A 23352-nucleotide genomic window follows, 5' to 3' on the forward strand; every position below is an offset into this window, starting at 1 on the left:
CCCGTCGTTGCCAAGGAGAAGAGATGCGACTGCCCGGCTTCCTGTGCATCGGAGCGCAGAAATCAGCGACCAAGTGGTTCTACGAGATGCTGCGGCAGCATCCCAAGGTGTGGATGTCGCCACTCAAGGAATTGCATTACTTCGACCGCTTCATGGACGATAGCCGCGAAACCCGCTGGCGCCATAACATGCTCGCCGAAAAGAACCGGACTTCGCCACCCTGGGATGCGGATCTCGATCAGTGGACCGCCTATATGGACCGCATTTCGGCTTATGAGGAGGTCTCGCTTGATTGGTACCGGGATGTGTTTTCCTGGCCAGCCGCCGACGACGTCGTGACGGGTGACATCACGCCCGCCTATATGGAAGTGCCGGAAAGCGCTGTTATCCATGCACGCGAGTTGCTTGGCGACATCAAGATCATGCTGATCGTGCGGCGTCCGCTCGATCGAGAACTTTCGCAGCTCAGGATGTGGCGGACGAAGAAAGACAGCGGCGTGCCGGAGCCGCAGACCGAAGCCGAATGGATGCATCTTTACGATGTCATGCTGGCTCGGGAGACGCGGGGCGCCTATTCAAGAGGCATCCCCTTGTGGTTGAAATACTTTTCCGAAAAGAACTTCTTCGCAATGCCCTTTGCCAATGTGCGCGAGCGGCCGCTGATGCTGATGAAGGAGGTGGAAGATTTTCTCGAGATCCCGAATTTCGGCCTCTACCGCATGCTGAACAAACAGATCCACAAATCGAAGGAGGCCGTCATCCCGCAAAGCGTAATTGACCGGGCGAGCGAGCGGGTGGCGAACGAGAACGAGTTCCTCAAGAGCCATTTCGGGCGAGAGTTTTACGCGCGCACGAAGTAGCGCCCCGCTCGGTACGGGCGCTCATGCGATGCCGCGCCAATAGTCGGCAGGCTTGCCGATATGCTCCAGAAACTTCAGCGCATCCGGCCGGATCAGCCCCTTGATCTTCTCGCGAAGCACCGGGTCCCATTCCGGTGCGGGAACTTCCTTCTTCTTTCCTGAATCCGCTGCGTTGGCATGGACGAACTGGCCGCCATCGAGAAGCCGGTCGATCGCCGGAGAGCGAGCATCGACACCGAGAAAGTCGAGGATCGTCCTGAGGGACGCTGCCGGATCCGCGATCATGTCTTCGAAGGTGAGGCACAGAATCTTGTCGTCACCGAACAGCCGCCGGTAGGGTTCGAGCTTTTCCCAGTAGAGCGAGCACTCGAAGATGCGGCGGCGCTCGGCCTCGTGGTCGAAGAAGTCGTTGAACTCGCCGTCATAGTCCGGGCGGATGCCCTTGTAGTGACGCCAGTGGGAGACGATGCGCGCCATCGGGTCGCGCGCGAGGAACAGGAATTTGGGATCGGGGATGTAGTGGCGGATCATTTGCGCCGCGCCATGGAACAGCGCGTCCCCGCCGGTATAGAGGACACTCGCCTCCATACGCACCGGCAGATGCCGGCCCGCCTCGAAGAGGGACAGATACCAGTCCCATCCCTTGTAATATTGCGCGCCGAAGAATTTCGGCTCCTTGGGCTGGCTGCCGTGGATCTCCGGGTGTTCGCGCAAGGTTCGGAACAGGGTGGTGGTACCGCATTTGGCAGCACCGATGAGAAATGCGTTGGGTAGCGCGTCCTCTCGCCCCGCGAAGCGCTCGGCATGGCGGCCGAAGAGGCCGTCCAGATAGTCGCTCGTCGCCGGTCCGTAGAAGTCGAAATCCGGGTCTTTCCGACGCGGGGCGTCGTTGTCGACGGCCTTGGCGGCCTTGCGAATTTCGTGCTTCGTACGCTTGTCTTCTCCTGCCATAGAGCCTCTCAAGCCTTGATCGACGCGATGCGACGGGGCGTTCCCGTCGGCCCCTCTATCTGGAAAACCCATGGAAAAGCAAGCGGTTTGACATCCGCTTACCCACATCTATAAGTCTTGCCGGACGCGCGATCTCGCCGGGATGTTCGGCACGCGATCGCATGGAAGGACGAGGAATGACGAAGGGTGCGTTCTCATATGGCTTCGACGATGTGAAGGCATCGCACGACATGCTCGGCTATGTCGTCGACCTCTATCTGCCCGAGCGCGCCGCCCATCGCGTGGCCGTGCGGGAGTTCGCAGAGGGACGTTACTACGAGCCGTTCACCCATTTCGCCTTCCAGACGATTCTCGAAGCCAAGGGCGGTCGCAATGTCGTCCATGCCGGCGCCTTCTTCGGCGACATGCTGCACACGCTGTCGAAATCTGCCGCGCGCGTCTATGCCTTCGAGCCGGTGCTGGAGAACTTCGTCTTCGCCAAGAAGAATGCAGAACGGCTGGGCCTCGACAACGTCGTTCTCGTCAATGCGGGGCTGGGCGAGGAGGACGGGCTCCTGCCCATCCGGACGACCGACAAGCAGGGCCGGTTCATCGGCGGCGGGTCGACCTTCAATACGGGCCCGCGCACAGAACAGCATGTCTATGAGACGGCGCCGGTCTTTCGCATCGACAGCCTGCCGGTGACGGATGTGGCCCTTATCGAACTCGACGTCGAGGGCTTCGAATTGCCGGCACTCAGGGGAGCCCAGGCGACGATCGAACGTGACAGGCCGGTGATCCTCATTGAGGACAACAAGGAGAACTGCGCCGATTTCCTGGTATCGCTCGGCTATCAATTCTGTTTTGCGACCAAGGGCTTGAGTTTCTGGGGCGTGAAGGAAGATGCGGCGTTGCTGGGTGGCCTCAAGGCCAGTGCGGTGGAACAGGGCGTGCTCGAGAGCTGAGGGCAGGGGATGGCAACCGGCAAAGAGGCGACCTGGGGCGTTTGCGCCACGGTAAACGAGCGACCGGAGGTGCTCGAGGCTTTCGTCGCGCACTATAGTGCGATCGGCGCGAGCGAGATTTTCCTGTTCCTTGACCAGCCTGACGAAAGTCTGATGGCAACGCTTGCACGGCGTGATGGCGTCAGGTGCCTGGCGTCCATCGTCCTGCCCGACGTCCAGGGCAAGCCGGCGCCGCACGAGGACCGGCAGAAGAATAACTTTCGCCACGCGCTCACCCTCGCGACATCGGACTGGCTGGGGCATGTTGACGCTGACGAGCTGTTGGCGCCGATTGGGGAGCAGTCTTCGTTCGCGGATTTTCTCGCTGGCATCGCGTCTCACTACAAGTCGGTGAAGATCGCTCCCGCGGAAGCGGTATTCGGACCCGGCGACGCGATCGATCGATCCTGGGGTGCGACCCATGCCCGGCTGTCGACCCGCGCGATCGCGATCGAAAAGCCCGTGCCTGTCGCGGCGGCGCCTGAGAAGCGCAAGAGCGGGTTGATCGAACGGATGATGCAGCGCCTGCAAGCCCAACCGGAGCCGCCGGCCAAGACCAAGCGGCCGCAGGCAGCCAAGCCGATCGACAAGCAGGTTTTGATCCGGGACGTCTATGGCGCTCTTGCCCGCAAGTTTCTTCAGAACGGGTTGAGCGGCCATTTTGCCGGCAAAAGCTTTTTGAGGTGCGGGGAAGCCTTCTCAGAGATCACGCTGCATAAGGCGACACCGGTTTCGGGTGACATCCTCACGCTCGAAGGCGAGCGTTTCGCGATCGTGCATTACGATGCGCTGAGCTACGATGACTGGTTCGCGAAATGGCGGCGCCGGGCGGAAAAGCGCGTCAACATGGTGATGATGTCGGATCGCCGGGTGGCCATGCTTGACGAATTCAGGACCTTTCAGGGTGACGAGAAGCGGCTGCGGGAACTCTTCGACGCGCTCAATGTCGTTGATGCGCGGCAACTCGGGCTGCTCGCCGGCGCGGGTCTTGCCTTCCGGATCAGCGGCATCGGCACGGTCGCGGCGCGGATCGACTTGTTGGCGAAGGGAGAAGTCCAAGCGGCTGACGACAAGGGCGAACCCAAGGCGCCGAGCCGTGCCTGGGACGGCCGGTATCATCGCGCGGTCGACAACATCGACAGCACGGTGATCGCAGAGATGCGCGACAGTATTTTGCGTTCGGACTTCGCGGCCTATCGCAAGGCATTCGCCCGGATCGGGGTCGACCGGTTCACCGACCGGCGCAAGCTGTTTGAGCCGAGCGCTACCACCGACATCGACAATGTGTTGTTCATCGCCGGCGTTCATCGCAGCGGAACGACGCTGCTCGAATCCCTGATCCAGGAGCGCTATGACGTTCGGGTGCTGCGCGCGCCGGTGCCGGAGAATGAAGGCCAGTTCCTGCAGGATGTGATGCGGGACGAGGTCGTGTATGGTGGGCCGGGCATGTTCGCCTTCTTCGATCAGAGCAGGCTGGAGCCGGTCACGGATGTGGCAGAGGCCGCGGAAAAGCGCGCGCGCCTGCTTCGCGCCTGGGACCGCTGGACGCTGGGCGATTCCAGGACTTTGCTGGAGAAGACCCCCGCAAATATCGTGCGCATGCCTTATCTCAGGAGCGTCTTTCCGGGATCACGCTTCGTCGTGCTGGTTCGCGACCCGCGGGCGGTGGTTCTCTCCGTCAAGAAATGGAACCCAAGCCCGAACGAACTCCTGTTCATGAACTGGTGCTCTGCCTATGCGTCTGCGCTGCATGATGTGGCGGATGATTGCCTGTTCGTGCGCTACGAGGATCTCTGCGAGGATCCGGCGCGTGAACTCGATCGCATCGGCAGGTTTGCCGGTCTTGATGAACGCGCCGAGCGCGCGGTGCAGCAAATGCGCTTCGAGGAGGTGAAAAACTCCAACGATCGCTATATCCTGCAATTTCCCAAGCTGCCCTTGGCACTCCGCCAGCGGCTCGTTTTCCGTCCGTGGGAGATATTCGGCTACGATATGGACGGTGCTTTTGAAGAAACGTGATGTTTTCAAAGCAGAAAAGCCGGCCTTGGGCCGGCTTTTCTAGTTTTGAAACATGGTCGTCTTAGTCGCGGACGATGACGCGGGTGCCGATCTTAACATGAGCATAGAGATGTTCGACATCTTCATTCGCCATGCGGAAGCAACCGGAAGAAGCAGCCTTGCCAATCGAGTCCGGCTTGTTGGTGCCGTGGATACGGAACTGGCTTGAGCCGAGATACATGGCACGGGCGCCGAGCGGGTTGTCGAGGCCGCCTTCCATTTTGGCCGGCAGGATGTGGCCCTTCTTGGCTTCGCGGACGCGCATTTCTTCCGGGGGCGTCCAGGTCGGCCATTCGGTCTTGGCGGTCACGACTTCTTCACCGGTCCAGCCGAAGCCTTCCTTGCCGATCGCGATGCCGTAGCGCATGGCGACGCCCTTGGAGATGACGTGGTAGAGGCGGCGGTCCGAATTGTCGATGACGATGGTGCCGACCGGAACGCTTGCGTCGAACTTGACCAGCTTGCGAGCGATGGGCGAGGTGTTGATCGTCTTCTTCTTGGCCTTGACCGGCTTGTCGTCGGAAAGAACCGACAGCCAACCAGCCTGATCCGAAAGAGCGGCGACTTCAACCTGCTTTTCGGCGTTCTTGAATAGGAAGCCTGCATTGGCGGGAGCAGCGAGCATCAGGGTGGCGAAAGCGGCTGCGGCGATTGCGATCATCTTGTTCATGGCAGTATCTCCGTTCGGTATGTGGGAGGCTGCCTCATTTGCCCTGCGGCGCCTCACCCGTTGTTCATGAGCTTGTTCTAGAACGCCGGGGTGAGGGCCGCTGTTTCTTTGGTAACAAGGTAAATATTTCTGAAACTTTTAGCGGAATTGTAGGTTTGTTACGTCCCACGAAGTGGCCAAACCATTGAATATGTTCAACGTGCAGTGGCCGCATGGTTAATGCGGCTGCGCATAGGAACAGTGCTGGAGATGGTGGAGACGCTATGCCGAGACGTGGTTGGGGCTACTTTTTGTAGAGCAACCAGCTCTTGGAGGCTTCTTTCTTCATGCCGTCTTCGAAATGCATCGAGCGATTGCGGCCGGTGGTCTTGGCGCAATAGAGTGCAACATCCGACTTGAAGTAGAGATCCTGAGCATCTTCAGTCTGGTCGGCCATGCACAGGCCGAGCGAGAGCGTAACCGGGCCATAGTTGACGCCGGTACGGGAATTCTTGAACGGGGTCGCTTCGAGTGCCTTGCGAATGCGCTCGCAGACGACAAACGCGTCATCGGCAGTGGTGAGGTCGAGGATGATGGCGAATTCCTCGCCGCCGGTGCGAGCGACGAAGGCGTCCTTGCGGACGCTGCTCTTGATGATATTGGCGACTGTGGCCAGGATCTTGTCACCCACCGGGTGGCCGAACGTGTCGTTGATCCGCTTGAAATGGTCGATGTCGCAGACGATGAGGGCCGTCGTGCCGCGACCGCGCTGGCTGTCATAGACAGCGGCGAGGCGATCGTCGAAGGCCCGGCGATTGTTGAGCCGGGTCAGCGAGTCAGTGTTGGCGATGCGCTTGTATTCGTCGAGTTCCTTGCGGATGTCTTCCATCTCGCGCGACTTGGCTTCGACGCCTTCAACCGTCACCTTGCCATGGGCCATGGTTGTGCCAGTGGCTTCTGAGAGCACGCCGATCGCGTTGCGCAGCAGGTCGACGCTCGCCGCACTCTTGGAGGTTATCCGCGAGTGCGTGTCCTCGAGTACCTTGTTGTAGGTTTCTAGCGCGCTCTGCTCTTCCTTGAGGAGCGAGAGAAGATCCTCCAGCTCGTCGACAATGCGGCCATGCGCGCCCTCGACGGCCTTCGCCTGGTGCTGGCCGAAATACTGCGCGCCGATGGCGTCCAGTTCTTCCTGAGTCGCGCGCGAGCCGAGAGAGGCGAGGTCTTTGGTGAGCCGGGGATTGGAGCCGATATAGGCTTCGTAGAAAAGTTCATAATTGCGGGGGATCGGGGCGACGCCCATTTGGCGCATGGCATAGGATACTTGTGCGGCGATATCCGGCACCTGTACCTTTGGCTGCACCACGTTCATCCGAAACTCCTGCGTCCCCGCTTTACCTCTATCTTTCTAGGCGCGAAGTGTTGGAAATCGGTTAACTTCCGACTGTCAGCACCCGGAGAATACTAGGAAATTTCTACTCTTTGCGATTGTCCCGGAGGGTGTTTACTCGAGATTCAACTCCTTGAAGAAGTCGTTGCCCTTGTCGTCGACGACGATGAAGGCCGGGAAGTCCTCAACTTCGATGCGCCAGATCGCTTCCATGCCCAGTTCGGCATATTCGACGACCTCGACTCGTCTGATGCAATCCTGGGCGAGACGGGCGGCGGGCCCACCGATCGAGCCGAGATAGAAGCCACCATGTTTGGCGCAGGCATCGCGCACCTGCTTCGAGCGGTTGCCCTTGGCCAGCATGACCATCGAGCCGCCGAACGATTGGAACTGGTCGACATAGGAATCCATGCGACCGGCGGTGGTCGGACCGAACGAGCCCGAGGCATAGCCCGCGGGCGTCTTGGCAGGGCCGGCGTAGTAGATCGGATGATTCTTGAAGTATTCGGGCATGCCGAGGCCCTCTTCGAGCCGCGCGCGGATCTTGGCATGCGCCAGATCGCGCGCGACGATGATCGAGCCGGTCAGGGAGAGGCGGGTCTTGACGGGATGCCTGGAGAGTTCGGCAAGAATCTCCGGCATCGCGCGATTGAGATCGATGCGGACAACACCGTCATTGAGGTGACTATCCTCAACTTCGGGCAGATATTTCGACGGATTGGTTTCCAGCGCCTCGAGGAAGATGCCGTCCTTCGTGATCTTGCCCTTGGCCTGCCGGTCGGCGGAACAGCTGACGCCGAGTCCGATTGGCAGCGAGGCGCCATGGCGGGGCAGGCGGATGACACGCACGTCATGACAGAAATACTTGCCGCCGAACTGCGCGCCGACGCCCATCGACTGCGTCGCCTTGTGTATTTCCTTCTCCATCTCGAGATCGCGGAAGGCATGGCCGGATTCCGAGCCTGATGTCGGCAGGTCATCGAGATATTTCGTCGAGGCGAGCTTCACCGTCTTCAGCGTCATCTCGGCCGAGGTGCCGCCGATCACCACGACGAGGTGGTAGGGAGGGCAGGCCGCGGTGCCGAGCGTCAGGATCTTCTCCTTGATGAAGGCGACCATGCGGTCATGGGTGAGCAGGGACGGGGTGCCCTGGTAGAGATAGGTCTTGTTGGCCGAGCCGCCGCCCTTGGCGACAAACAGGAAATCGTATTCGTCGGTGCCTTCCTCATAGATGTCGATCTGGGCTGGCAGATTGGTCTTGGTGTTCTTCTCCTCGAACATCGAGATGGGTGCCAGCTGCGAATAACGCAGGTTCTTCTTCAAATACGCGTCCATCACGCCCGCGGCGATCGCTTCATAATCCCCGCCCTCGGTCCAGACGCGGCGGCCCTTCTTGGCCATCACGATCGCGGTGCCGGTATCCTGGCACATGGGCAGCACGCCGCCAGCGGCAATATTGGCGTTCTTGAGCAGGTCATAGGCGACGAAGCGATCGTTGCTGGTTGCTTCCGGGTCGTCGAGGATCGAGGCCAACTGCTTCAGATGCGCAGGGCGCAGGAGATGGTTGATGTCGGCAAAGGCGGCCTCGGCGAGAAGCTTCAGGCCTTCGGGCTCTACCGTCAGGATTTCCTGGCCTTTGAACGTGTCGACCGAGACAAAATCGCTGCTCAGTTTGCGGTATTCGGTCGTGTCATTGCCGAGGGGAAAAAGGTCGCTGGCCATGCTGCCGCCTTCCAGAGTCGCGGTGAAGATGGCTGCGGGTTTAAGGGCCGGCGGCGCAAATTGCAACGATTCCAAAGTAGCCCCCCGAAGCGACTATTTCTGGGGTGAACGGCGCGACACCTTTCGGCTTTCCGTGCTGACACGTACACTCTATGCAACGAAATGGGGGATAACCCAATGAGCAGGAAATTGATGCTGGCGGCACTCTCGGCTGCGGGACTTGCACTCTCGTGCAGCCACGCGCTTGCCTGGAGCTGCGTGGCCTCGTCGAGCGATGGAGCCCAGGGCTGGAGCAGCAATTATGCCGAAGAGGGTGCCGCCGAACACCGGGCGATGATCGAATGCCAGAGCCGCACCACCTCAAATGACTGCGAAGTCCAGAGCTGCGTCCCTGATAACGGCAAGTCCTGAACCGGATTGCCGCACGAAAATGATGGAGAGGATTATGCGGAAATTGATGCTGGCCTGCCTTGCAGCGGGTCTGATTGGCGGCGCCACGACGGGTCAGGCGCTTGCCTGGGGCTGCGTCGCTGTTGATAGCCAAGGCGCCTATGGGTACAGCAACAACTGGCCGAGTGAGCAGGACGCCGAGCTGACGGCCCTCAAACAATGCGACAAGTATACCAAGACATATGATTGCCAGACGCAATCCTGCGATCACGACGCGGGCGGCTGATTTCGAAGTCCAAGTGTCGGGGAGTCTGTGGGGATGGGGAATAGCGGACGCTGTGCATCAGCAAGCCGATGGTCTGGCCGCGGGGCAGACCATGCGCACGGGCTCGATCATGACGGCGATGTCGCCCCAATTCACAAAATCGATCCAAACCTAGCAGGCGGGAACGGGGGCCTGCTCGCCGAGGGCCGGAACGGCGCCGCCATATCGCCGTTCTGGCCCTCGGCTCTCACCGTTTCCGCGCGATGGCTGTACGACTCCTGCGAAAAGACATAAGTCTCGGGCATCAAGGAATGGAGAATGCCAATGCGGAAACTGGCACTGGCCGGCATGCTACTGATGGTGCTGGGCACAAGTTCGAAGGCCTTCGCCTGGGGCTGTGTCGCGGAATCGACCGACGGCGCTTCCGGCTACAGCAGCAACTGGCCGAGCGAGCAGGACGCGCAAGCGAATGCGATCAAGGAATGCGAGGTGCGCTCCTCGACCGACGACTGCGCGACGCAGAGCTGCGATCCGACGCAGTGAAATTGGACTCAATCCAAGAAGAACAGCGAGCGCTCTGTCTCAGGTTTGGCGTCGAGTTCATGCCTCCTGTCGAGCAATCCATCGTCGGTGTCAGTCTCAGTGTTCGACACGGCATCGTCCCCTTGAATGGGCTGCGTCACCCGCCAAGCAACGATACCAATGGCTGGTATATTTGGGCGGGTGAGATCTTGGAGCAACGAGAGGACTTCTTTGTTCCGCTCCATCTCGAACATCTGGGTCGCTGGCGCAGAGGCATTTTGAGATTCCTCGCACTCCCGCCGGGGTGGCGATTTCTCGTCGCAGGCGATTGCGAGGACGTCTGGTTCGATCCGGCCCTGCTTCAGGTCTGACGAACCGTGCCCCTACTTCGGTCCGATCATGTCCTCCGGCCGCACGATGCGGTCATAATCCTCCGCACTGACGAGACCGCTCGCGAGCGCTTCCTCCTTCAGCGTCGTGCCGTTCTTATGGGCGGTCTTGGCGATCTTGGCGGCGTTGTCGTAGCCGATGGTCGGGGCGAGCGCGGTGACCAGCATCAGCGAGCGTTCGAGGCCGGCCCTGATATTGTCCTCGCGCGGCTCGATGCCGACCACGCAATTGTCGGTGAAGGAGCGGGCGGCGTCGCCGAGCAGCTGCACCGACTGCAGGAAATTGTAGGCCATGACCGGATTGTAGACATTGAGTTCGAAATGGCCCTGGCTGCCGGCGAAGCCGATGGCGGTATTGTTGCCGAAGATATGAACGCAGACCTGGGTCAGCGCCTCGCACTGGGTCGGATTGACCTTGCCGGGCATGATCGAGGAGCCGGGCTCGTTTTCCGGTAGCGAGAGCTCGCCGAGGCCGGCGCGTGGGCCGGAGCCGAGCAGGCGGATGTCGTTGGCGATCTTGAAGAGCGCGACCGCGGCGGCATTGATAGCGCCATGGGCAAAAACCATGGCATCGTGGGCGGCGAGCGCCTCGAACTTGTTGGGTGCGGTGACGAAGGGCATGCCGGTGATGTGGGCGATCTCGGCCGCAACCTTTTCGGCAAATCCGACGGGCGCATTTAGGCCGGTGCCGACGGCGGTGCCACCCTGGGCGAGTTCGAGCAGGCCGGGCATGGTATCGCCGATCCGCTTGATCGCGGAATGGACCTGGGCGGCGTAGCCGCCGAATTCCTGGCCGAGGGTCAGGGGGGTGGCGTCCTGCGTGTGAGTCCGGCCGATCTTGATGATATGCGAGAAGGACTCGGCCTTGGCATGCAGAGCCTTGCAGAGGTGGTTGAGCGCCGGGATCAGGTGATGGGAGATCTGCTCGGCGCAGGCAATGTGCATGGCCGTCGGGTAGGTATCGTTCGACGACTGGCTCATATTGACGTGGTCGTTGGGGTGGACCGGCTTCTTTGAACCCATGACGCCGCCGAGCATTTCGATCGCCCGGTTGGAGATCACCTCATTGGCATTCATGTTCGACTGGGTGCCGGAGCCGGTCTGCCAGACGACGAGCGGGAAATGGTCGTCGAGCTTGCCCGCGATGACCTCCTCGGCCGCGGCGACGATCACATCGCTGAGATTCGCATCGAGATGGCCGAGCGCCGTGTTGGTCTTGGCCGCGGCTTTCTTGATGATGCCGAGCGCACGGATGATGGATGCCGGCTGCTTCTCCCAGCCGATCCTGAAATTGCCGCGCGAGCGTTCCGCCTGGGCGCCCCAGTACTTGGTGTCCTCGACTTCGATCGGGCCGAACGTGTCCGTTTCCGTGCGGGTGGTCATGGGCGCCTCCGTTTCCTGGCTTTACCGGACTTATTTAGAGATGCCCGCCCGGTTTGGAAATAGAGCAGAAGCGGCAGTGATACGATCATCGGCGCTTGTTCGAGAATTGCAAAGCGCGCACGGTGGCAATTGCGGGCAAGTTGTTTCAATCGATTTTGGGGCAGGCCATGAATCAGGATATCCGGCTCTTTGGCGCCATCGCGGTCCGGCCAGCCGTGCTTGCAGTCCTACCCAAATTTGATGGCGACACGGGTCTTACGGTTACGGCCAAGTGGGAGCTCAATCCGGTGCTCAAGAAACAGATCGAAGAGGGGGAGCCTTTCGATGTCGTCATCACAAATCCGAATCTTGTTGAGGACTTGGCCGGCCTGGGGAGGGTCGCAGCGGGGAGCCAGGTGGCGTTCGGACGGGTAGCAATGGGCGTGGCCGCCAAAGCCGGCACCCAACCACTCGACATTGGGTCCCTGGACGCATTCGCAAATGTGCTGAAGAGCGCCAAGTCGATCGCCTATGCCAGTGATGGAACCAGCGGCGGATACTTTTCCGGTTTGCTCGAACGCATGGGGATTGCAGATCAGGTAAGGCCCAAGCTGGTAGCCATATCAGGCGGGCAGACCGCGCCAGCCGTCGGCCGCGGGGAGGCCGAGTTGGGGGTCGTTCCCGTAACCTCGATCCTCGCCGCTGCTCCAGAGGTGATGTTTGTCGGCAAGTTTCCTGCTGAACTGCAAAGCTATATCGACTTCGCAATTGGCATCAGCGCCGATGCGGCGGATTTGAGGGCCGCCAGGCGGCTGTCGGATTTTCTAATGTCACCGACCGTCGATGGCATTCTGGCGGCAAAGGGCGTCGAGCGCCGCTAAATGCAAAGGAAATCCTTGGAGGCTGCATCTCCCGGAAGCGGGACCCGGCGGCCATGTCGGCGCGGGTTTGGGTGCATCTTTTCGTGGCCTGGTCAGGGGCATAGAGGAAGAATTACTTGGCCCGGCTCAAAATCCAGTGCCATTTTCGCCACAGACGTCTGGCGATCGGCCTCCGGCAAGCGGGCGAATGGCGTGCCGGAACGCTTGAAAGCCACACTTCTCCCTTTAATAAAAATTTAACGTTATCATAGTGTTGTGATGGTCTTTGTAAGGCCTTCGCCGGATTTTCGTCACAAAATCGTGACCCCGTGAATGAACGGACTGGGCTATCCGTTTTCTTTTCAACCGGTGCGCAATCAGATAAGTATTGCAGCATCATAACAGGGGTGAGGGCGGTCAGCCGCCGGGATCAAGACATATGAAATTGTTGAAGAACGCGACCATTGCCGCTCTGACGCTGTCCTGCGCCATGACTTTCGGCGTGCCGTCAGCGCAGTCCGCGACGCTTCTTGACTTCCTCCAGGGCAAGAAGACGAGCAACGACCGCAGCAAGCCAGCTCGCACCAACATGTTCGGCGCTTCGCTCGACGACGACGATTTCGGCGATTTCCCGGATCCCGCAAAGCCGGCCAAGGCGTTGCCGAAGGTTTCGGCGCCCAAATATTTCACCTACAAGGCCGACGCCCTGAAGCTGGTCGCGGTTTCGAAATTCGCACCGGCCATGCAGACGGCTTCCGCGGACCCTGTTGCTGATCCCGCTGAAACCGGGTCGATCGCGACCGCCAATCCGGATGCGTCCGTGCTCCAGGGCGAGCGTGCGCTGATGGCTGACGTCAAGGTCAAGGCACCGGCCGAAGTTGCTGCTGCGATCGAGAAGTTCTACGCCGCCAATAGCGGCCTGCTTTGGGTCGATGCCAACGGCCTGAAGGAAAACGCCCATGTTGCGATGGCCTATCTCGAAGGCGTCGATATGGTCGGCCTCGATCCGACCGATTACAAGGTGGCCGATCCCACCGAGGGTTTTGCAACCGCCGATGCCGTGACCAAGCAGCGCCAGCTAATGCAGTTCGAAATCGAACTCTCGGCCAAAATCCTGACCTATATCCAGGACACACAGCGCGGTCGCGTCGACCCCAACCGGATCGCCGAATATTATGATTTCAAGCGCAAGACGGTGAATCTCGACGGCGCATTGATGGTGATGCGCGCGAGCCCCGATCTCGCTGCCTATCTCGAAAGCCGCACACCTGTTAATCCGCAGTTCGCAGCCTTGCAGCGCGAATATGTGCGCCTGAAGGCCCTGTCGGGTGGCGAAGAGGAACGTATCGTCATTGCGCCGGGAACTCTGCTCAAGCCGGGCAAGGCAAACCCCGAAGTCGCCAATGTCATCGCGGCAATCAACAAGAATGGCTCAGATACGCTCAAGGTCGAGCACTCGCTGACGCTCGCATCCTACCAGGGCACGCACGACTATACGCCCGAACTGGTCGAGGTCGTGAAGGCCTTCCAGGCCGAGAAGGGTCTCAAGGCTGACGGCGTCGTCGGTCCGGGCACGATCCGCGTGCTGATGGGCGGCGACGACAATGCTGCCAAGATGCACAAGATCAAGGTTGCCATGGAGCAGTTGCGCTGGCTGCCGAAGGATCTCGGCTCGCGCTATGTCTTCATCAACCAGCCGGCATTCCTGGCCTACTATCACAACAACAACAAGGAAGAGTTCTCAATGCGCGTGGTTGTCGGTTCGCCGCGCAACCAGACGTTCTTCTTCCAGGATGAGATCGAGCTCATCGAGTATAATCCCTATTGGGGCGTGCCGCGGTCGATCATCGTCAACGAGATGCTTCCCCAGCTCCGCGCCGACCCCTCCTATCTCGATCGCCAGGGTTATGAGACCTCGATCAATGGTCAGTCGGTATCATCCAGCTCGATCGACTGGAACAGCACCGACTCGGTCGACGTGCGCCAGCCGCCGGGCCGCGGCAATGCGCTCGGCCAGCTGAAGATCATGTTCCCGAATTCGCATGCGATCTACATGCATGACACGCCGCAGAAGAAGTTCTTCGAACGCGACATGCGGGCGCTCAGCCACGGCTGCGTGCGTCTGTCGGATCCCAAGAAGATGGCAGCCGCCGTTATGGGCCTGACGATTCCCGAGATCGAGGCGGAGATTGCCACCGGCCAGAACCACCAGGTCAAGGTGCCCGAGAAGTTCCCGGTCTATGTCTCCTATTTCACGGCCTTCCCGAACAAGGATGGCGTGGTGGAGTATTTCGACGACGTCTACAGCCGCGACGCCTATATGGAAAAGGCATTCGCGGCCACGGCCAAGGCCCGCACTGTCGAGGGCTGATCAGCCGGCCACGACGTCAGCACGATTCAGCGGCTCCGATTTTTCGGGGCCGCTTTTTTGTCAGAAATTAGGTAGCCATTCGGATATCTATATTGACAGGCAAGCCCGCATGCTTTTAGGTAGCTTTATGGCTACCTTTCATACCCAACTCTCCGACGTCTTCGGTGCGCTTGCCGATCCAACGCGGCTCGCAGTCGTGGAGCGACTGGTTTCGGGGCCGGCCTCGGTCTCGGAACTGGCCGAGCCGTTCGACATGGCCGGACCCTCCTTCCTCAAGCATCTCAGGGTGCTGGAGGAGGCTGGCCTGGTCACCAGCGACAAGGCGGGACGCGTCCGCACTGTGCGGCTGGCCCCCGATGCGCTGGGCTGGGTCGAAAGCTGGGTACGCCAGCACCGCCGGGCCTGGGAGCGTCGCCTCGACGATCTCGGCACATTTCTCAAAGAGGACAAACAATCATGAGCGAACAGAACCACCAGCTCGACAACTTTACGATCGAACGCATCTATCCCAACTGCCGTGAACATGTCTGGTCGGCCTGGAGCGTGCCGGAGAAGAAGGCGGCCTGGTTCGGCAACCGGGCGCTGGACATGGATTTTCGTCCCGGCGGTGGCGAGCGCACGAGTTTTTCCAACGATATGGGCGAGCACACCAACGACACCCGCTATTTCGAGATTCGCGACGAGGAGCTCATCGTCCTCGCCTATTCCATGGCGATGAACGGCCGGGTTCACACGGTGTCGCTGGCCACGATCGTCTTCCTGGACGAAGGCGGCGGGACACGGCTGCGCTACACCGAACAGATGTGCGTATTGCCACCGAGCGATGGACCGCAGGGCCGTACGCATGGCTGGGGCGTGTTGCTCGATGGTCTCGGACAATATCTCGAGGCGGACACTTTGGCGAATGCCAACGCCGCGCGGGCGTAGCTCAGCGAAGCAGCGAGAGGACGAGATCCGGTGTCAGCTGGTCGTAATGCGTGATCAGCACCGTCGGATCCAGCGTCTGGATCGGTACGTCGGAATAGCCGAACGGCACGCCGATCGAGGGCACGCCGGCATTGACGGCGACCTTAAGGTCATTGAGGCTGTCGCCCACCATCACCGTCCGCCTGATATCGCCGCCAGCAAGCTCGACCGTGCCGGTGAGATGCGCGGGATCGGGCTTGCGCACGGGAAAGGTGTCACCGCCGGTGATCGCGGTAAAGTATCCGCCCAAATTCAGGCCCTCGATCAGCGGGCGCGCAAGACTCTCCATCTTGTTGGTGCAGACTGCGAGCACCATGCCGGCGTCGCGCAGACGCTCGAGCGAAGCGGTCAAACCCGGATAGGGTTGGCTCTCGCCAGGCATATTGGCGAGATAGTGCTCGACGAAACGATCCATCATTGCGGGGAGTTCAGCCTCGTCGAGCGGATTGCCGCGCAGCCGGAAGGCGCGTTCGATCATGGCGCGCGCGCCGTGGCCGACGAGATGCGTCAGATCCTCGTAGGTGACAGGCGTCAGGCCGTGGGCTGATATCGTGTGATTGAGGCTCGCAACGAGATCGGGGGCGGTATCGATAAGCGTGCCGTCGAGGTCGAAGACGACGAGAGGGGCGGGCAAGATTCTCTCCAGGATAGCTGTGATCCCCCGGTAATGGAGCCCCGTGCACTTGGCAACTGTACTGCCGTCGAAATCGGCCGGTTTCTCAGAAATAGCGCTTTTGTTTGACAGGAAGCGCGTGTAGATACGTCAACCATTCGAAACAGCAGGGAGTTGCTGGTGCATGGATGCCCGGCAGATGAAGATCGAGGCCGCCGCCGAGGCGCTCAAACATGTCGAGGACGGCATGCGTCTCGGAATCGGGACCGGTTCGACCGCCGAGGAATTCGTACGCCTGCTCGCTGAAAAGGTCGCCGAAGGGATGACCGTCAGGGGTGTGCCGACCTCGGAACGTACCGCTCGGCTTTGCCTCGAACTCGGCGTACCGCTGAACTCGCTGGACGAGTTGCCCGAGCTGGATCTCACGATCGATGGCGCCGACGAGGTGGATTCGAAGCTGAGACTCATTAAAGGCGGCGGTGGCGCGCTGTTGCGCGAAAAGATCGTTGCGGCCGCATCGCGCCGCATGGTCGTGATTGCCGACGAGAGCAAGGTGGTCGAGACGCTCGGCGCCTATCCTCTGCCGATCGAAGTCAATCCTTTCGGTCTTGCGGCGACGCGGGTTGCCATCCAAAAAGTGGCTACGGAGCTTGGCCTGAGGGGCGAAATCGTCCAGCGCGGGCAGAATGGAAATCCGTTCCGCACCGATGGCGGCCATTTTATTCTCGATGCTTCTTTTGGCCTCATTCCTGATGCAGAGGCATTGGCAAACGCGCTCAACACCATCCCAGGTGTGGTCGAGCACGGTCTTTTCATCAATCTGGCGTCTCTCGCGATCATCGCCGGACCGGCGGGCGTGCGGATTCTGCCAGAACAAGTCAACTAGGAGACGGACACAAGATGAAGCAGTTTTCGAAACTCGGCCGGCTGGCCGCGGCGGCCATTGTTGTTGCAGGCCTCGGCGCCGGTAGCGCCTTCGCGGAAGATCCCAGCCCCGAGCACATCAAGGCTGCCCGCGCGACCATCGCAGCGGTCGGCGCGACCGCGAACTTCGACACCATCCTGCCGACCATTGCTGGCCAGATCAAGGAACAATTGATCCAGGCGACGCCGAACTTCGAGTCTGTCATTACCGAGATCGTCGATGGCGAAGCGATCAAGATCGCAGCGCGCCGCTCCAATCTCGAGCAGGAAGCCGCAAAGGTCTATGCGCAGACGTTCACGGTGGAAGAGCTGAACGCCATCACCGGATTCTACACCTCGCCTGTTGGCAAGAAGCTCCTGGAGAATGGCCCGATCGCCCAGCGCGAACTCGCCAAGGCTGCCGATATCTGGGCAACAGGGATTTCGCGCGATCTGAGCAAGGCCTCGACCGATGCGATCAACGCCAAGCTCACGGCTCAGGACAAGGCTAACGCGCCGCAGCAGTAGGCGTCGAAGATTTTCGATCCATTCAAGCCCGCCATTCGGCGGGCTTTTCTTTTGCCGGTCTTTCCTTTTCATGACCTTCGCCATATCTAGCTCACATCATCCATGCTGCGAGGCTTCTATGTCCGGATTTGATTTCGACCTTTTCGTCATCGGCGGCGGTTCGGGCGGCGTCCGGGCAGGGCGGGTGGCAGCATCGCTCGGCAAGAAGGTCGGCGTCGCCGAGGAATACCGCTTCGGCGGGACCTGTGTCATCCGCGGCTGCGTGCCGAAGAAGCTCTTCGTCTATGCCTCGCAATATTCCGAGCATTTCGAAGATGCAGCCGGTTTCGGCTGGACGGTCGGCGAGAGCACCTTCAGCTGGGAAAAGCTGATCGAGGCAAAGGACAAGGAAATCGGCCGGCTCGAGGGCCTCTATCGCAAGGGGCTTGAGAACAACAAGGCCGTCATCTTTGACAGTCGCGCCGTATTGGTCGACCGGCATACGGTTCGCATCGTCAAGACCGGCGAGACTCTAACTGCCGAGCGGATCATCATCGCAACCGGTGGCGCGCCGAGCATGCCCTCGTCCCTGGAAGGCCACGAGCTCGGCATTTCCTCCAACGAGGCGTTTCACCTCAAGACACTTCCCAAAGCGATCGCGATTGCCGGCGGCGGCTACATCGCTGTCGAATTTGCCAATATATTCCATGGTCTCGGTGTCGAGACGACGCTGATCTACCGCGGCAAGGAGATCCTGTCGCGCTTCGATGGCGATTTGCGACGCGGTCTTCACAAGGCGATGGAAGAGAAGGGCATTCGCATCATTCTCGAAGATGTCTTCACGAAGATCGAGAAGAATAGCGAGGACCGGCTGGCAGCGACGACGCTGAAGGGCGAGACGCTGGCTGTCGACCAGGTGATGTTCGCGATCGGCCGTCGCCCCAACACGGCCGATATCGGCCTGGAGGCTGCAGGTGTCGCGCTCGACGAGAAGGGTGCGATCAAGGTTGACGCCTATTCACGCACGAATGTGCCGGGCATTTTCGCGCTTGGCGATGTCACCGACCGCGTCCAGCTCACGCCCGTCGCCATCCACGAGGCGATGTGCTTCATCGAAACCGAATACCGCGGCAACCCGACGTCGCCGGACTTAGATCTCATCCCGACTGCCGTTTTCTCGCAGCCCGAGATCGGGACGGTCGGCCTGAGCGAAGAGGCGGCTGCGCAGAAATACGAGGAGCTCGAAGTCTATCGCGCCGAGTTCCGGCCGATGAAGGCTACGCTGTCGGGTCGGGTCGAGAAGATGATCATGAAGCTCGTGGTCAATGCGGCTGACCGCAAGGTAGTCGGGGCACACATTCTCGGCCACGACGCGGGCGAGATGGCGCAACTTCTCGGCATCACGCTGAAAGCTGGCTGCACCAAGGACGACTTCGACCGCACGATGGCAGTACATCCGACGGCGTCCGAAGAGTTGGTGACCATGTATGCACCGAGCTACCGCATCAGGAACGGCGAGCGGATCTGAAAGCTGATCACGCGCCGCCGCTGAATTGCTTGTCGTTGCGCTTCAGGATTTCGGCGAGCCGGTCGATGACGCTGCGCACCTCTGGTCGATGACGATCGTCGGCGTTGGCGACGATCCAAAGGTCGTGGTCGAGTTCGTCGATGATATCATCTTCGCGAACCAGTTCCGGATCGGCGTCGCCCACGAAAACGGGCATGACGCCGCGGCCCGCACCTTGGCGGATCAGGCGATGCAGCAAGTCATGCCCCGGCGTCCAGGTGTAGATCTGGGACTCGCGGTTCTGGAACACCCATTTCTCCGAGGGCGCGAAGGAAATGTCGGTGCTCATCGATATCCAGCGGATGTCATTGCCTTCGAGCAGGTCCTTGGCGCGATAGGCGGCATAACGGACCTTGATCGACCGCTGGGCGGCAAGATTGCCGGTTTCTGGCCGCTCCCGCACGACCGCGACGTCGGACTCGCGAAATGTAAGATCCAGTCCTGGGCGAGCGGCCTTGCAGCAGATGCGATAGGCATCGTCCCGCGTCCGGATCGCACCGATATGATCAGCCACGAAGCCTGCGAGCCAGGGATCGCTGGCGATCGAGACGATCGGCAAGGTGAAGGCGCCTCGGTGCCAATCGGCAATGTTTTCGGCCGCCTTATGCATGTTGCGGACGTGCTCGAGCAGGACTTCGCCGTCATGGGCGAGCCGATAGCCCTGCTGGCTGCGGACGAAGAGGGCACGACCAAGGCCGCGTTCGAGCGCGAACATGCGCCGGCCGATCGTCGGAGCGCTCAATCCCGTGCACAGGGCGGCGCCGGAGAGCCCACCTTCGGAGGCGACATGCAGGAAAAGCTTGAGGTCATCCCAGGCTGAATCGGTCATCAGGTCTCTCCAGTTCGCCGGAAGATATCGGTATTCCGGCCAGTAAAGTCGATGGTGCCGGGTCTTGCATGGATGAAATGCACCTTTCACCAGCGCGTCTACAATCACCCGCCCTCGGACATTAGTTCAGTACCAGCTCAACGAAGGAGAAGGTGTGATGGACATTCAATGGAGCATGATCTGGACGCAGTCTAATGCCCTCGCGACGAAGTCCGAGACGCGGCGTGACGCCTTTGCCGATCCACTCGAAGGGGGCGAATGGAAAGGGCTCGGTTGGTCGGTTCCGCTTGTCTCACGGCTGGTTTCCGGCGAGCATGCCGAACAAAAGAATCGTCGGAAAATCAAGGAAGTAGAGCGGTTTACAGAAGCCGCGTCCGCGCGCGCCGTTTGTGTTTCCTGATTTTTCTGTTATTTTAGCTTTTACGAATACCAACATATTCCGTAGTTCAGGTTCGCTTGGAGGAGCAATGCCTGAATGTTGGTATCGGTGCGTGCCTTTGATCCCTTGGAGGAAGAGACCATGAACACGCGTGCCAAGACTGACATAGCGGTTGGCCCCGACGGTTGGACAGGTATCGACGATCGGCAGCTCGAAACACAGAGAAGCGGTGGCGGGTTTCTGACCCTGCTGATGTTTCCTCTGATCGCGCTGGCGGCACTCGCCTTTGCCGCCGCGGAACTGGCCAAGTAGCGATTAGATCGGGCGCCGCGCCGCCATGCGGCGCCCGAAGTCCGTGATCTGCCCGTCATCACTGCCTGCGTCCAAAGCCGAGGCCTTCAGGCCATTGCCGATTAAAGTGATTTGCAATTTCGTTATCAAAATATATATAGCCGCGAACCCCGCCGAGAGCCGGGGCACGACAGAACACGACCATTGACGAGACAGGTGAGTAAGATGGCACAGAATTGGAACCCGACAAGCTGGAGGAATAAGCCCATTCAGCAGGTTCCGGACTATCCGGACATGGCTGCACTCGATGCCACGGAAGCCCGTCTCGCCAAGTTTCCTCCGCTCGTTTTTGCAGGCGAGGCGCGGCGTCTGAAGGCCTCGCTCGCCAAGGTTTCCGAAGGTCAGGGTTTCCTGCTCCAGGGCGGTGATTGCGCCGAGAGCTTCGCCGAGCATGGCGCCGACACGATCCGCGACTTCTTCCGCGCCTTCCTGCAGATGGCCGTCGTGCTGACGTTCGGCGCACAGCAACCGGTCGTCAAGGTCGGCCGCATTGCCGGCCAGTTCGCCAAGCCGCGTTCGTCCGGCATCGAGAAGAAGGGTGACGTCGAGCTGCCGAGCTACCGCGGCGACATCATCAACGGCATTGAATTCACACCCGAGGCCCGCATCCCGGATCCGGAGCGCCAGATCATGGCATATCGCCAGTCTGCCGCGACGCTCAATCTGCTGCGCGCCTTTGCGATGGGCGGCTATGCCAATCTCGACAACGTCCACAAGTGGATGCTGGGCTTCGTCAAGGACAGCCCGCAGGGTGAGCAATACAAGAAGCTCGCCGACCGTATCTCCGAGACGATGGATTTCATGGCGGCGATAGGTATCAATTCCGAAAACAACCACGCGCTCCGCGAAACCGATTTCTTCACCAGCCACGAGGCGCTGCTGCTCGGTTACGAGCAGGCCTTCACGCGCGTCGATTCGACCTCGGGCGACTGGTATGCCACGTCTGGCCACATGATCTGGATCGGCGACCGCACACGTCAGCCTGACCATGCCCATGTCGAATATTGCCGCGGCATCAAGAACCCGATCGGTCTCAAATGCGGCCCTTCGCTGACAGCCGACGGCCTGCTTGAGCTGATCGACATCCTCAACCCGGCCAACGAACCGGGCCGGCTGACGCTGATCTGCCGCTTCGGCCACGACAAGGTCGCCGAGCACCTGCCGCGCCTCATCCGCGCCGTCGAGCGCGAAGGCCGCAAGGTCGTCTGGTCCTGCGATCCGATGCACGGCAACACGATCACGCTCAACAACTATAAGACCCGACCGTTCGACCGGATCCTCACGGAGGTCGAGAACTTCTTCGCGATTCATTACGCGGAAGGCTCGCATCCCGGTGGCATCCATATCGAAATGACCGGCAACGACGTGACGGAATGCACCGGCGGCGCCCGCGCGGTTTCGGCCGAGGATCTGCAGGATCGCTACCACACCCATTGCGACCCGCGCCTCAACGCCGACCAGGCACTCGAATTGGCCTTCCTGCTGGCCGAGAAGCTCAAGAGTGGCCGCGACGAGCGGAAGCTTGCCGTCAACGCCTGAGCGTCACGCAAACCAACGAGAGAAAGGCGCCTCTGGGCGCCTTTTTTGTTTCATCTCTTCCGTCGCGCTCAGTGGAAAACGGGTGGCGGGTTGAGGATGAAGTAGAAGCCCAACGCATGGACGGCTGCGACCACGGCGTAACCTGCTGAAATCAGCAATGTCTCATGGGTCGTGAGCTTGGGAAGCCGCGAGCGGGTGTTCAGCGATCTGAGCGAGATGAGCGCAAAGAGCGCGAGGATGATGCAGGTCTGGTAGTAGCCGGCATAGCCGATCGCCGCGATGCCGGCGACCGAGAAGGTCATCATCAGCGTCGGCACGTCGTTCGGCCGATAGGTCCGGAGGAAGGACTCGACCGCGTGACCGCCATCCAGCGGATAGATCGGCAGCAAATTGAGCAGGTTCAGCGCCGCGCTGAAATAGAGGGTGCGCCAGGCCCAGTCGGAAACGATGGGATTGTCCGTCCAGTACCACAGCCCGAAAGCGGCGGCTGTGACCGGCGCGCAGATGCCCGGGCCGGCCAGAGCGCAGAAGGCGCGCTCGAACTCATTCTTGTGCGGCGCGCCGGCGACCGCGACGCCGCCGAGGAACGGAACCAGCATCATGGAATTTCCGCGCCGTCCCGTGAGCTGATAGGAAAGCAGATGGCCATATTCATGCCAGAGGATCACGGCTGCCAGCACCACCGCGGACTGCCAGGAAAACTGGATGAGCAGGATTGCGAATGCGATGAGCGACATCGCCGCGTCACGCCCGAAATTGCCGCCGTTGAAGCCACTGCCCGGACGTCGGCGGGGTGATGGTCCTCCGGAAGTCGGGGGCTCATTCCGATCGTAGGCATTGACTATTCGGTATTTCAGCATGCTGTGAATCTCGATTTTTTGGTCGCAAGCGTGCACGACTAAGCGACTATGAAGTGAAACAACTTTCGA

At 60.4% G+C, this 23352-nt stretch carries 25 protein-coding genes; 17 read left to right on the forward strand and 8 right to left on the reverse strand.

The features are described 5' to 3' along the window. The first annotated feature begins 23 nt into the window (after positions 1 to 23). Positions 24 to 860 carry a sulfotransferase domain-containing protein gene (locus tag AC2YI2_RS09235; RefSeq protein WP_487386172.1) on the forward strand — a complete coding sequence of 279 codons (837 nt, stop codon included), beginning with the start codon at positions 24 to 26 and terminating at the stop codon, positions 858 to 860. A gap of 21 nt (positions 861 to 881) precedes the next feature. Here AC2YI2_RS09235 and AC2YI2_RS09240 read toward each other — a convergent pair whose 3' ends face one another. Continuing rightward, a complete protein-coding gene (locus AC2YI2_RS09240) occupies positions 882 to 1811 on the reverse strand; it encodes a sulfotransferase family protein (RefSeq protein WP_487386173.1) in 930 nt (309 codons plus the stop codon). Between the two features lie 176 nt (positions 1812 to 1987). On the opposite strand from AC2YI2_RS09240, the gene AC2YI2_RS09245 reads away from it, so the two are divergent. Further along, positions 1988 to 2755, forward strand: a complete 768-nt coding sequence (locus AC2YI2_RS09245) for an FkbM family methyltransferase (RefSeq protein WP_487386174.1) — start codon at positions 1988 to 1990, stop codon at positions 2753 to 2755. Between the two features lie 9 nt (positions 2756 to 2764). After that, on the forward strand, positions 2765 to 4813 hold the full coding sequence (locus tag AC2YI2_RS09250; protein ID WP_487386175.1) for a sulfotransferase: 2049 nt from the start codon (positions 2765 to 2767) through the stop codon (positions 4811 to 4813). A 61-nt stretch (positions 4814 to 4874) separates the two neighbouring features. Here the strand turns inward: AC2YI2_RS09250 and AC2YI2_RS09255 are convergent, their stop codons facing one another. The 3 genes from AC2YI2_RS09255 to AC2YI2_RS09265 form a co-directional block, all read right to left on the reverse strand. After that, on the reverse strand, positions 4875 to 5522 hold the full coding sequence (locus tag AC2YI2_RS09255; protein ID WP_487386176.1) for a L,D-transpeptidase: 648 nt from the start codon (positions 5520 to 5522) through the stop codon (positions 4875 to 4877). A 283-nt stretch (positions 5523 to 5805) separates the two neighbouring features. Beyond that, positions 5806 to 6870: a GGDEF domain-containing protein gene (locus AC2YI2_RS09260; protein WP_487386177.1), complete on the reverse strand. Its 1065-nt coding sequence runs from the start codon at positions 6868 to 6870 to the stop codon at positions 5806 to 5808. Between the two features lie 132 nt (positions 6871 to 7002). Continuing rightward, positions 7003 to 8610 carry a fumarate hydratase gene (locus tag AC2YI2_RS09265; protein WP_487386178.1) on the reverse strand — a complete coding sequence of 536 codons (1608 nt, stop codon included), beginning with the start codon at positions 8608 to 8610 and terminating at the stop codon, positions 7003 to 7005. Between the two features lie 177 nt (positions 8611 to 8787). Between AC2YI2_RS09265 and AC2YI2_RS09270 the strand changes: the two genes are divergently transcribed. The 4 genes from AC2YI2_RS09270 (at position 8788) to AC2YI2_RS09285 (ending at position 10158) form a co-directional block, all read left to right on the forward strand. Beyond that, on the forward strand, positions 8788 to 9021 hold the full coding sequence (locus tag AC2YI2_RS09270) for a hypothetical protein (RefSeq protein ID WP_487386179.1): 234 nt from the start codon (positions 8788 to 8790) through the stop codon (positions 9019 to 9021). A gap of 34 nt (positions 9022 to 9055) precedes the next feature. Beyond that, complete coding sequence (locus AC2YI2_RS09275) at positions 9056 to 9286, forward strand: DUF4189 domain-containing protein (RefSeq protein WP_487386180.1); 231 nt, start codon at positions 9056 to 9058, stop codon at positions 9284 to 9286. A gap of 303 nt (positions 9287 to 9589) precedes the next feature. Then, a complete protein-coding gene (locus tag AC2YI2_RS09280) occupies positions 9590 to 9808 on the forward strand; it encodes a hypothetical protein (protein ID WP_487386181.1) in 219 nt (72 codons plus the stop codon). 59 nt (positions 9809 to 9867) lie between these two features. After that, on the forward strand, positions 9868 to 10158 hold the full coding sequence (locus AC2YI2_RS09285; RefSeq protein ID WP_487386182.1) for an immunity protein Imm33 domain-containing protein: 291 nt from the start codon (positions 9868 to 9870) through the stop codon (positions 10156 to 10158). A gap of 12 nt (positions 10159 to 10170) precedes the next feature. On the opposite strand, the gene fumC is transcribed toward AC2YI2_RS09285, so the two are convergent. After that, a complete protein-coding gene (gene fumC / locus AC2YI2_RS09290; RefSeq protein ID WP_487386183.1) occupies positions 10171 to 11559 on the reverse strand; it encodes a class II fumarate hydratase in 1389 nt (462 codons plus the stop codon). Positions 11560 to 11726: 167 nt separating this feature from the next. Between fumC and AC2YI2_RS09295 the strand changes: the two genes are divergently transcribed. From AC2YI2_RS09295 to AC2YI2_RS09310, 4 genes are all read left to right on the forward strand, one after another. Beyond that, complete coding sequence (locus AC2YI2_RS09295; RefSeq protein WP_487386354.1) at positions 11727 to 12419, forward strand: molybdate ABC transporter substrate-binding protein; 693 nt, start codon at positions 11727 to 11729, stop codon at positions 12417 to 12419. 418 nt (positions 12420 to 12837) lie between these two features. Then, complete coding sequence (locus AC2YI2_RS09300; RefSeq protein ID WP_487386184.1) at positions 12838 to 14769, forward strand: L,D-transpeptidase family protein; 1932 nt, start codon at positions 12838 to 12840, stop codon at positions 14767 to 14769. 127 nt (positions 14770 to 14896) lie between these two features. Continuing rightward, positions 14897 to 15229: an ArsR/SmtB family transcription factor gene (locus AC2YI2_RS09305; RefSeq protein ID WP_487386185.1), complete on the forward strand. Its 333-nt coding sequence runs from the start codon at positions 14897 to 14899 to the stop codon at positions 15227 to 15229. Then, entirely contained in the window at positions 15226 to 15696 is a 471-nt protein-coding gene (locus AC2YI2_RS09310) for an SRPBCC domain-containing protein (RefSeq protein ID WP_487386186.1), read from the forward strand. Before AC2YI2_RS09305 ends, AC2YI2_RS09310 begins: the two co-directional genes overlap by 4 nt. Before the next feature lies 1 nt (position 15697). On the opposite strand, the gene AC2YI2_RS09315 is transcribed toward AC2YI2_RS09310, so the two are convergent. Further along, the gene (locus tag AC2YI2_RS09315; protein WP_487386355.1) at positions 15698 to 16372 is read right to left on the reverse strand and encodes an HAD family hydrolase; all 675 of its coding nucleotides are present in this window, start codon (positions 16370 to 16372) and stop codon (positions 15698 to 15700) included. A 160-nt stretch (positions 16373 to 16532) separates the two neighbouring features. On the opposite strand from AC2YI2_RS09315, the gene rpiA reads away from it, so the two are divergent. The 3 genes from rpiA (at position 16533) to gor (ending at position 19286) form a co-directional block, all read left to right on the forward strand. Further along, the gene (rpiA, locus tag AC2YI2_RS09320) at positions 16533 to 17234 is read left to right on the forward strand and encodes a ribose-5-phosphate isomerase RpiA (RefSeq protein WP_487386187.1); all 702 of its coding nucleotides are present in this window, start codon (positions 16533 to 16535) and stop codon (positions 17232 to 17234) included. 14 nt (positions 17235 to 17248) lie between these two features. Further along, positions 17249 to 17779 (forward strand): DUF2059 domain-containing protein, encoded by a 531-nt coding sequence (locus AC2YI2_RS09325; protein WP_487386188.1) that lies wholly within the window; start codon positions 17249 to 17251, stop codon positions 17777 to 17779. A 118-nt stretch (positions 17780 to 17897) separates the two neighbouring features. Further along, a complete protein-coding gene (gene gor, locus AC2YI2_RS09330) occupies positions 17898 to 19286 on the forward strand; it encodes a glutathione-disulfide reductase (protein ID WP_487386189.1) in 1389 nt (462 codons plus the stop codon). Between the two features lie 7 nt (positions 19287 to 19293). Here the strand turns inward: gor and AC2YI2_RS09335 are convergent, their stop codons facing one another. Beyond that, positions 19294 to 20154, reverse strand: a complete 861-nt coding sequence (locus AC2YI2_RS09335) for a LysR family transcriptional regulator (protein ID WP_487386190.1) — start codon at positions 20152 to 20154, stop codon at positions 19294 to 19296. 157 nt (positions 20155 to 20311) lie between these two features. Here AC2YI2_RS09335 and AC2YI2_RS09340 point away from each other — a divergent pair, with 157 nt between their 5' ends. From AC2YI2_RS09340 to AC2YI2_RS09350, 3 genes are all read left to right on the forward strand, one after another. Next, positions 20312 to 20554, forward strand: coding sequence for a hypothetical protein (locus tag AC2YI2_RS09340; protein WP_487386191.1), 243 nt, complete (start codon positions 20312 to 20314; stop codon positions 20552 to 20554). Between the two features lie 120 nt (positions 20555 to 20674). Further along, positions 20675 to 20845: a hypothetical protein gene (locus AC2YI2_RS09345; protein ID WP_487386192.1), complete on the forward strand. Its 171-nt coding sequence runs from the start codon at positions 20675 to 20677 to the stop codon at positions 20843 to 20845. 204 nt (positions 20846 to 21049) lie between these two features. Beyond that, on the forward strand, positions 21050 to 22423 hold the full coding sequence (locus AC2YI2_RS09350) for a class II 3-deoxy-7-phosphoheptulonate synthase (protein ID WP_487386193.1): 1374 nt from the start codon (positions 21050 to 21052) through the stop codon (positions 22421 to 22423). A gap of 68 nt (positions 22424 to 22491) precedes the next feature. On the opposite strand, the gene AC2YI2_RS09355 is transcribed toward AC2YI2_RS09350, so the two are convergent. Beyond that, entirely contained in the window at positions 22492 to 23160 is a 669-nt protein-coding gene (locus AC2YI2_RS09355; RefSeq protein WP_487386194.1) for a M50 family metallopeptidase, read from the reverse strand. Positions 23161 to 23352 lie beyond the last annotated feature (192 nt).

The organism is Rhizobium sp. SRI_017, from assembly GCF_057586295.1.

What these genes read in the sequence shown, in the direction of transcription:
- AC2YI2_RS09235 (WP_487386172.1), top strand. Translation starts at nt 24, where the DNA reads ATGCGACTGCCCGGCTTCCTGTGCATCGGAGCGCAGAAATCAGCGACC.
- AC2YI2_RS09240 (WP_487386173.1), bottom strand. Translation starts at nt 1,811, where the DNA reads ATGGCAGGAGAAGACAAGCGTACGAAGCACGAAATTCGCAAGGCCGCC.
- AC2YI2_RS09245 (WP_487386174.1), top strand. Translation starts at nt 1,988, where the DNA reads ATGACGAAGGGTGCGTTCTCATATGGCTTCGACGATGTGAAGGCATCG.
- AC2YI2_RS09250 (WP_487386175.1), top strand. Translation starts at nt 2,765, where the DNA reads ATGGCAACCGGCAAAGAGGCGACCTGGGGCGTTTGCGCCACGGTAAAC.
- AC2YI2_RS09255 (WP_487386176.1), bottom strand. Translation starts at nt 5,522, where the DNA reads ATGAACAAGATGATCGCAATCGCCGCAGCCGCTTTCGCCACCCTGATG.
- AC2YI2_RS09260 (WP_487386177.1), bottom strand. Translation starts at nt 6,870, where the DNA reads ATGAACGTGGTGCAGCCAAAGGTACAGGTGCCGGATATCGCCGCACAA.
- AC2YI2_RS09265 (WP_487386178.1), bottom strand. Translation starts at nt 8,610, where the DNA reads ATGGCCAGCGACCTTTTTCCCCTCGGCAATGACACGACCGAATACCGC.
- AC2YI2_RS09270 (WP_487386179.1), top strand. Translation starts at nt 8,788, where the DNA reads ATGAGCAGGAAATTGATGCTGGCGGCACTCTCGGCTGCGGGACTTGCA.
- AC2YI2_RS09275 (WP_487386180.1), top strand. Translation starts at nt 9,056, where the DNA reads ATGCGGAAATTGATGCTGGCCTGCCTTGCAGCGGGTCTGATTGGCGGC.
- AC2YI2_RS09280 (WP_487386181.1), top strand. Translation starts at nt 9,590, where the DNA reads ATGCGGAAACTGGCACTGGCCGGCATGCTACTGATGGTGCTGGGCACA.
- AC2YI2_RS09285 (WP_487386182.1), top strand. Translation starts at nt 9,868, where the DNA reads ATGCCTCCTGTCGAGCAATCCATCGTCGGTGTCAGTCTCAGTGTTCGA.
- fumC (WP_487386183.1), bottom strand. Translation starts at nt 11,559, where the DNA reads ATGACCACCCGCACGGAAACGGACACGTTCGGCCCGATCGAAGTCGAG.
- AC2YI2_RS09295 (WP_487386354.1), top strand. Translation starts at nt 11,727, where the DNA reads ATGAATCAGGATATCCGGCTCTTTGGCGCCATCGCGGTCCGGCCAGCC.
- AC2YI2_RS09300 (WP_487386184.1), top strand. Translation starts at nt 12,838, where the DNA reads ATGAAATTGTTGAAGAACGCGACCATTGCCGCTCTGACGCTGTCCTGC.
- AC2YI2_RS09305 (WP_487386185.1), top strand. Translation starts at nt 14,897, where the DNA reads ATGGCTACCTTTCATACCCAACTCTCCGACGTCTTCGGTGCGCTTGCC.
- AC2YI2_RS09310 (WP_487386186.1), top strand. Translation starts at nt 15,226, where the DNA reads ATGAGCGAACAGAACCACCAGCTCGACAACTTTACGATCGAACGCATC.
- rpiA (WP_487386187.1), top strand. Translation starts at nt 16,533, where the DNA reads ATGGATGCCCGGCAGATGAAGATCGAGGCCGCCGCCGAGGCGCTCAAA.
- AC2YI2_RS09325 (WP_487386188.1), top strand. Translation starts at nt 17,249, where the DNA reads ATGAAGCAGTTTTCGAAACTCGGCCGGCTGGCCGCGGCGGCCATTGTT.
- gor (WP_487386189.1), top strand. Translation starts at nt 17,898, where the DNA reads ATGTCCGGATTTGATTTCGACCTTTTCGTCATCGGCGGCGGTTCGGGC.
- AC2YI2_RS09335 (WP_487386190.1), bottom strand. Translation starts at nt 20,154, where the DNA reads ATGACCGATTCAGCCTGGGATGACCTCAAGCTTTTCCTGCATGTCGCC.
- AC2YI2_RS09340 (WP_487386191.1), top strand. Translation starts at nt 20,312, where the DNA reads ATGGACATTCAATGGAGCATGATCTGGACGCAGTCTAATGCCCTCGCG.
- AC2YI2_RS09345 (WP_487386192.1), top strand. Translation starts at nt 20,675, where the DNA reads ATGAACACGCGTGCCAAGACTGACATAGCGGTTGGCCCCGACGGTTGG.
- AC2YI2_RS09350 (WP_487386193.1), top strand. Translation starts at nt 21,050, where the DNA reads ATGGCACAGAATTGGAACCCGACAAGCTGGAGGAATAAGCCCATTCAG.
- AC2YI2_RS09355 (WP_487386194.1), bottom strand. Translation starts at nt 23,160, where the DNA reads ATGTCGCTCATCGCATTCGCAATCCTGCTCATCCAGTTTTCCTGGCAG.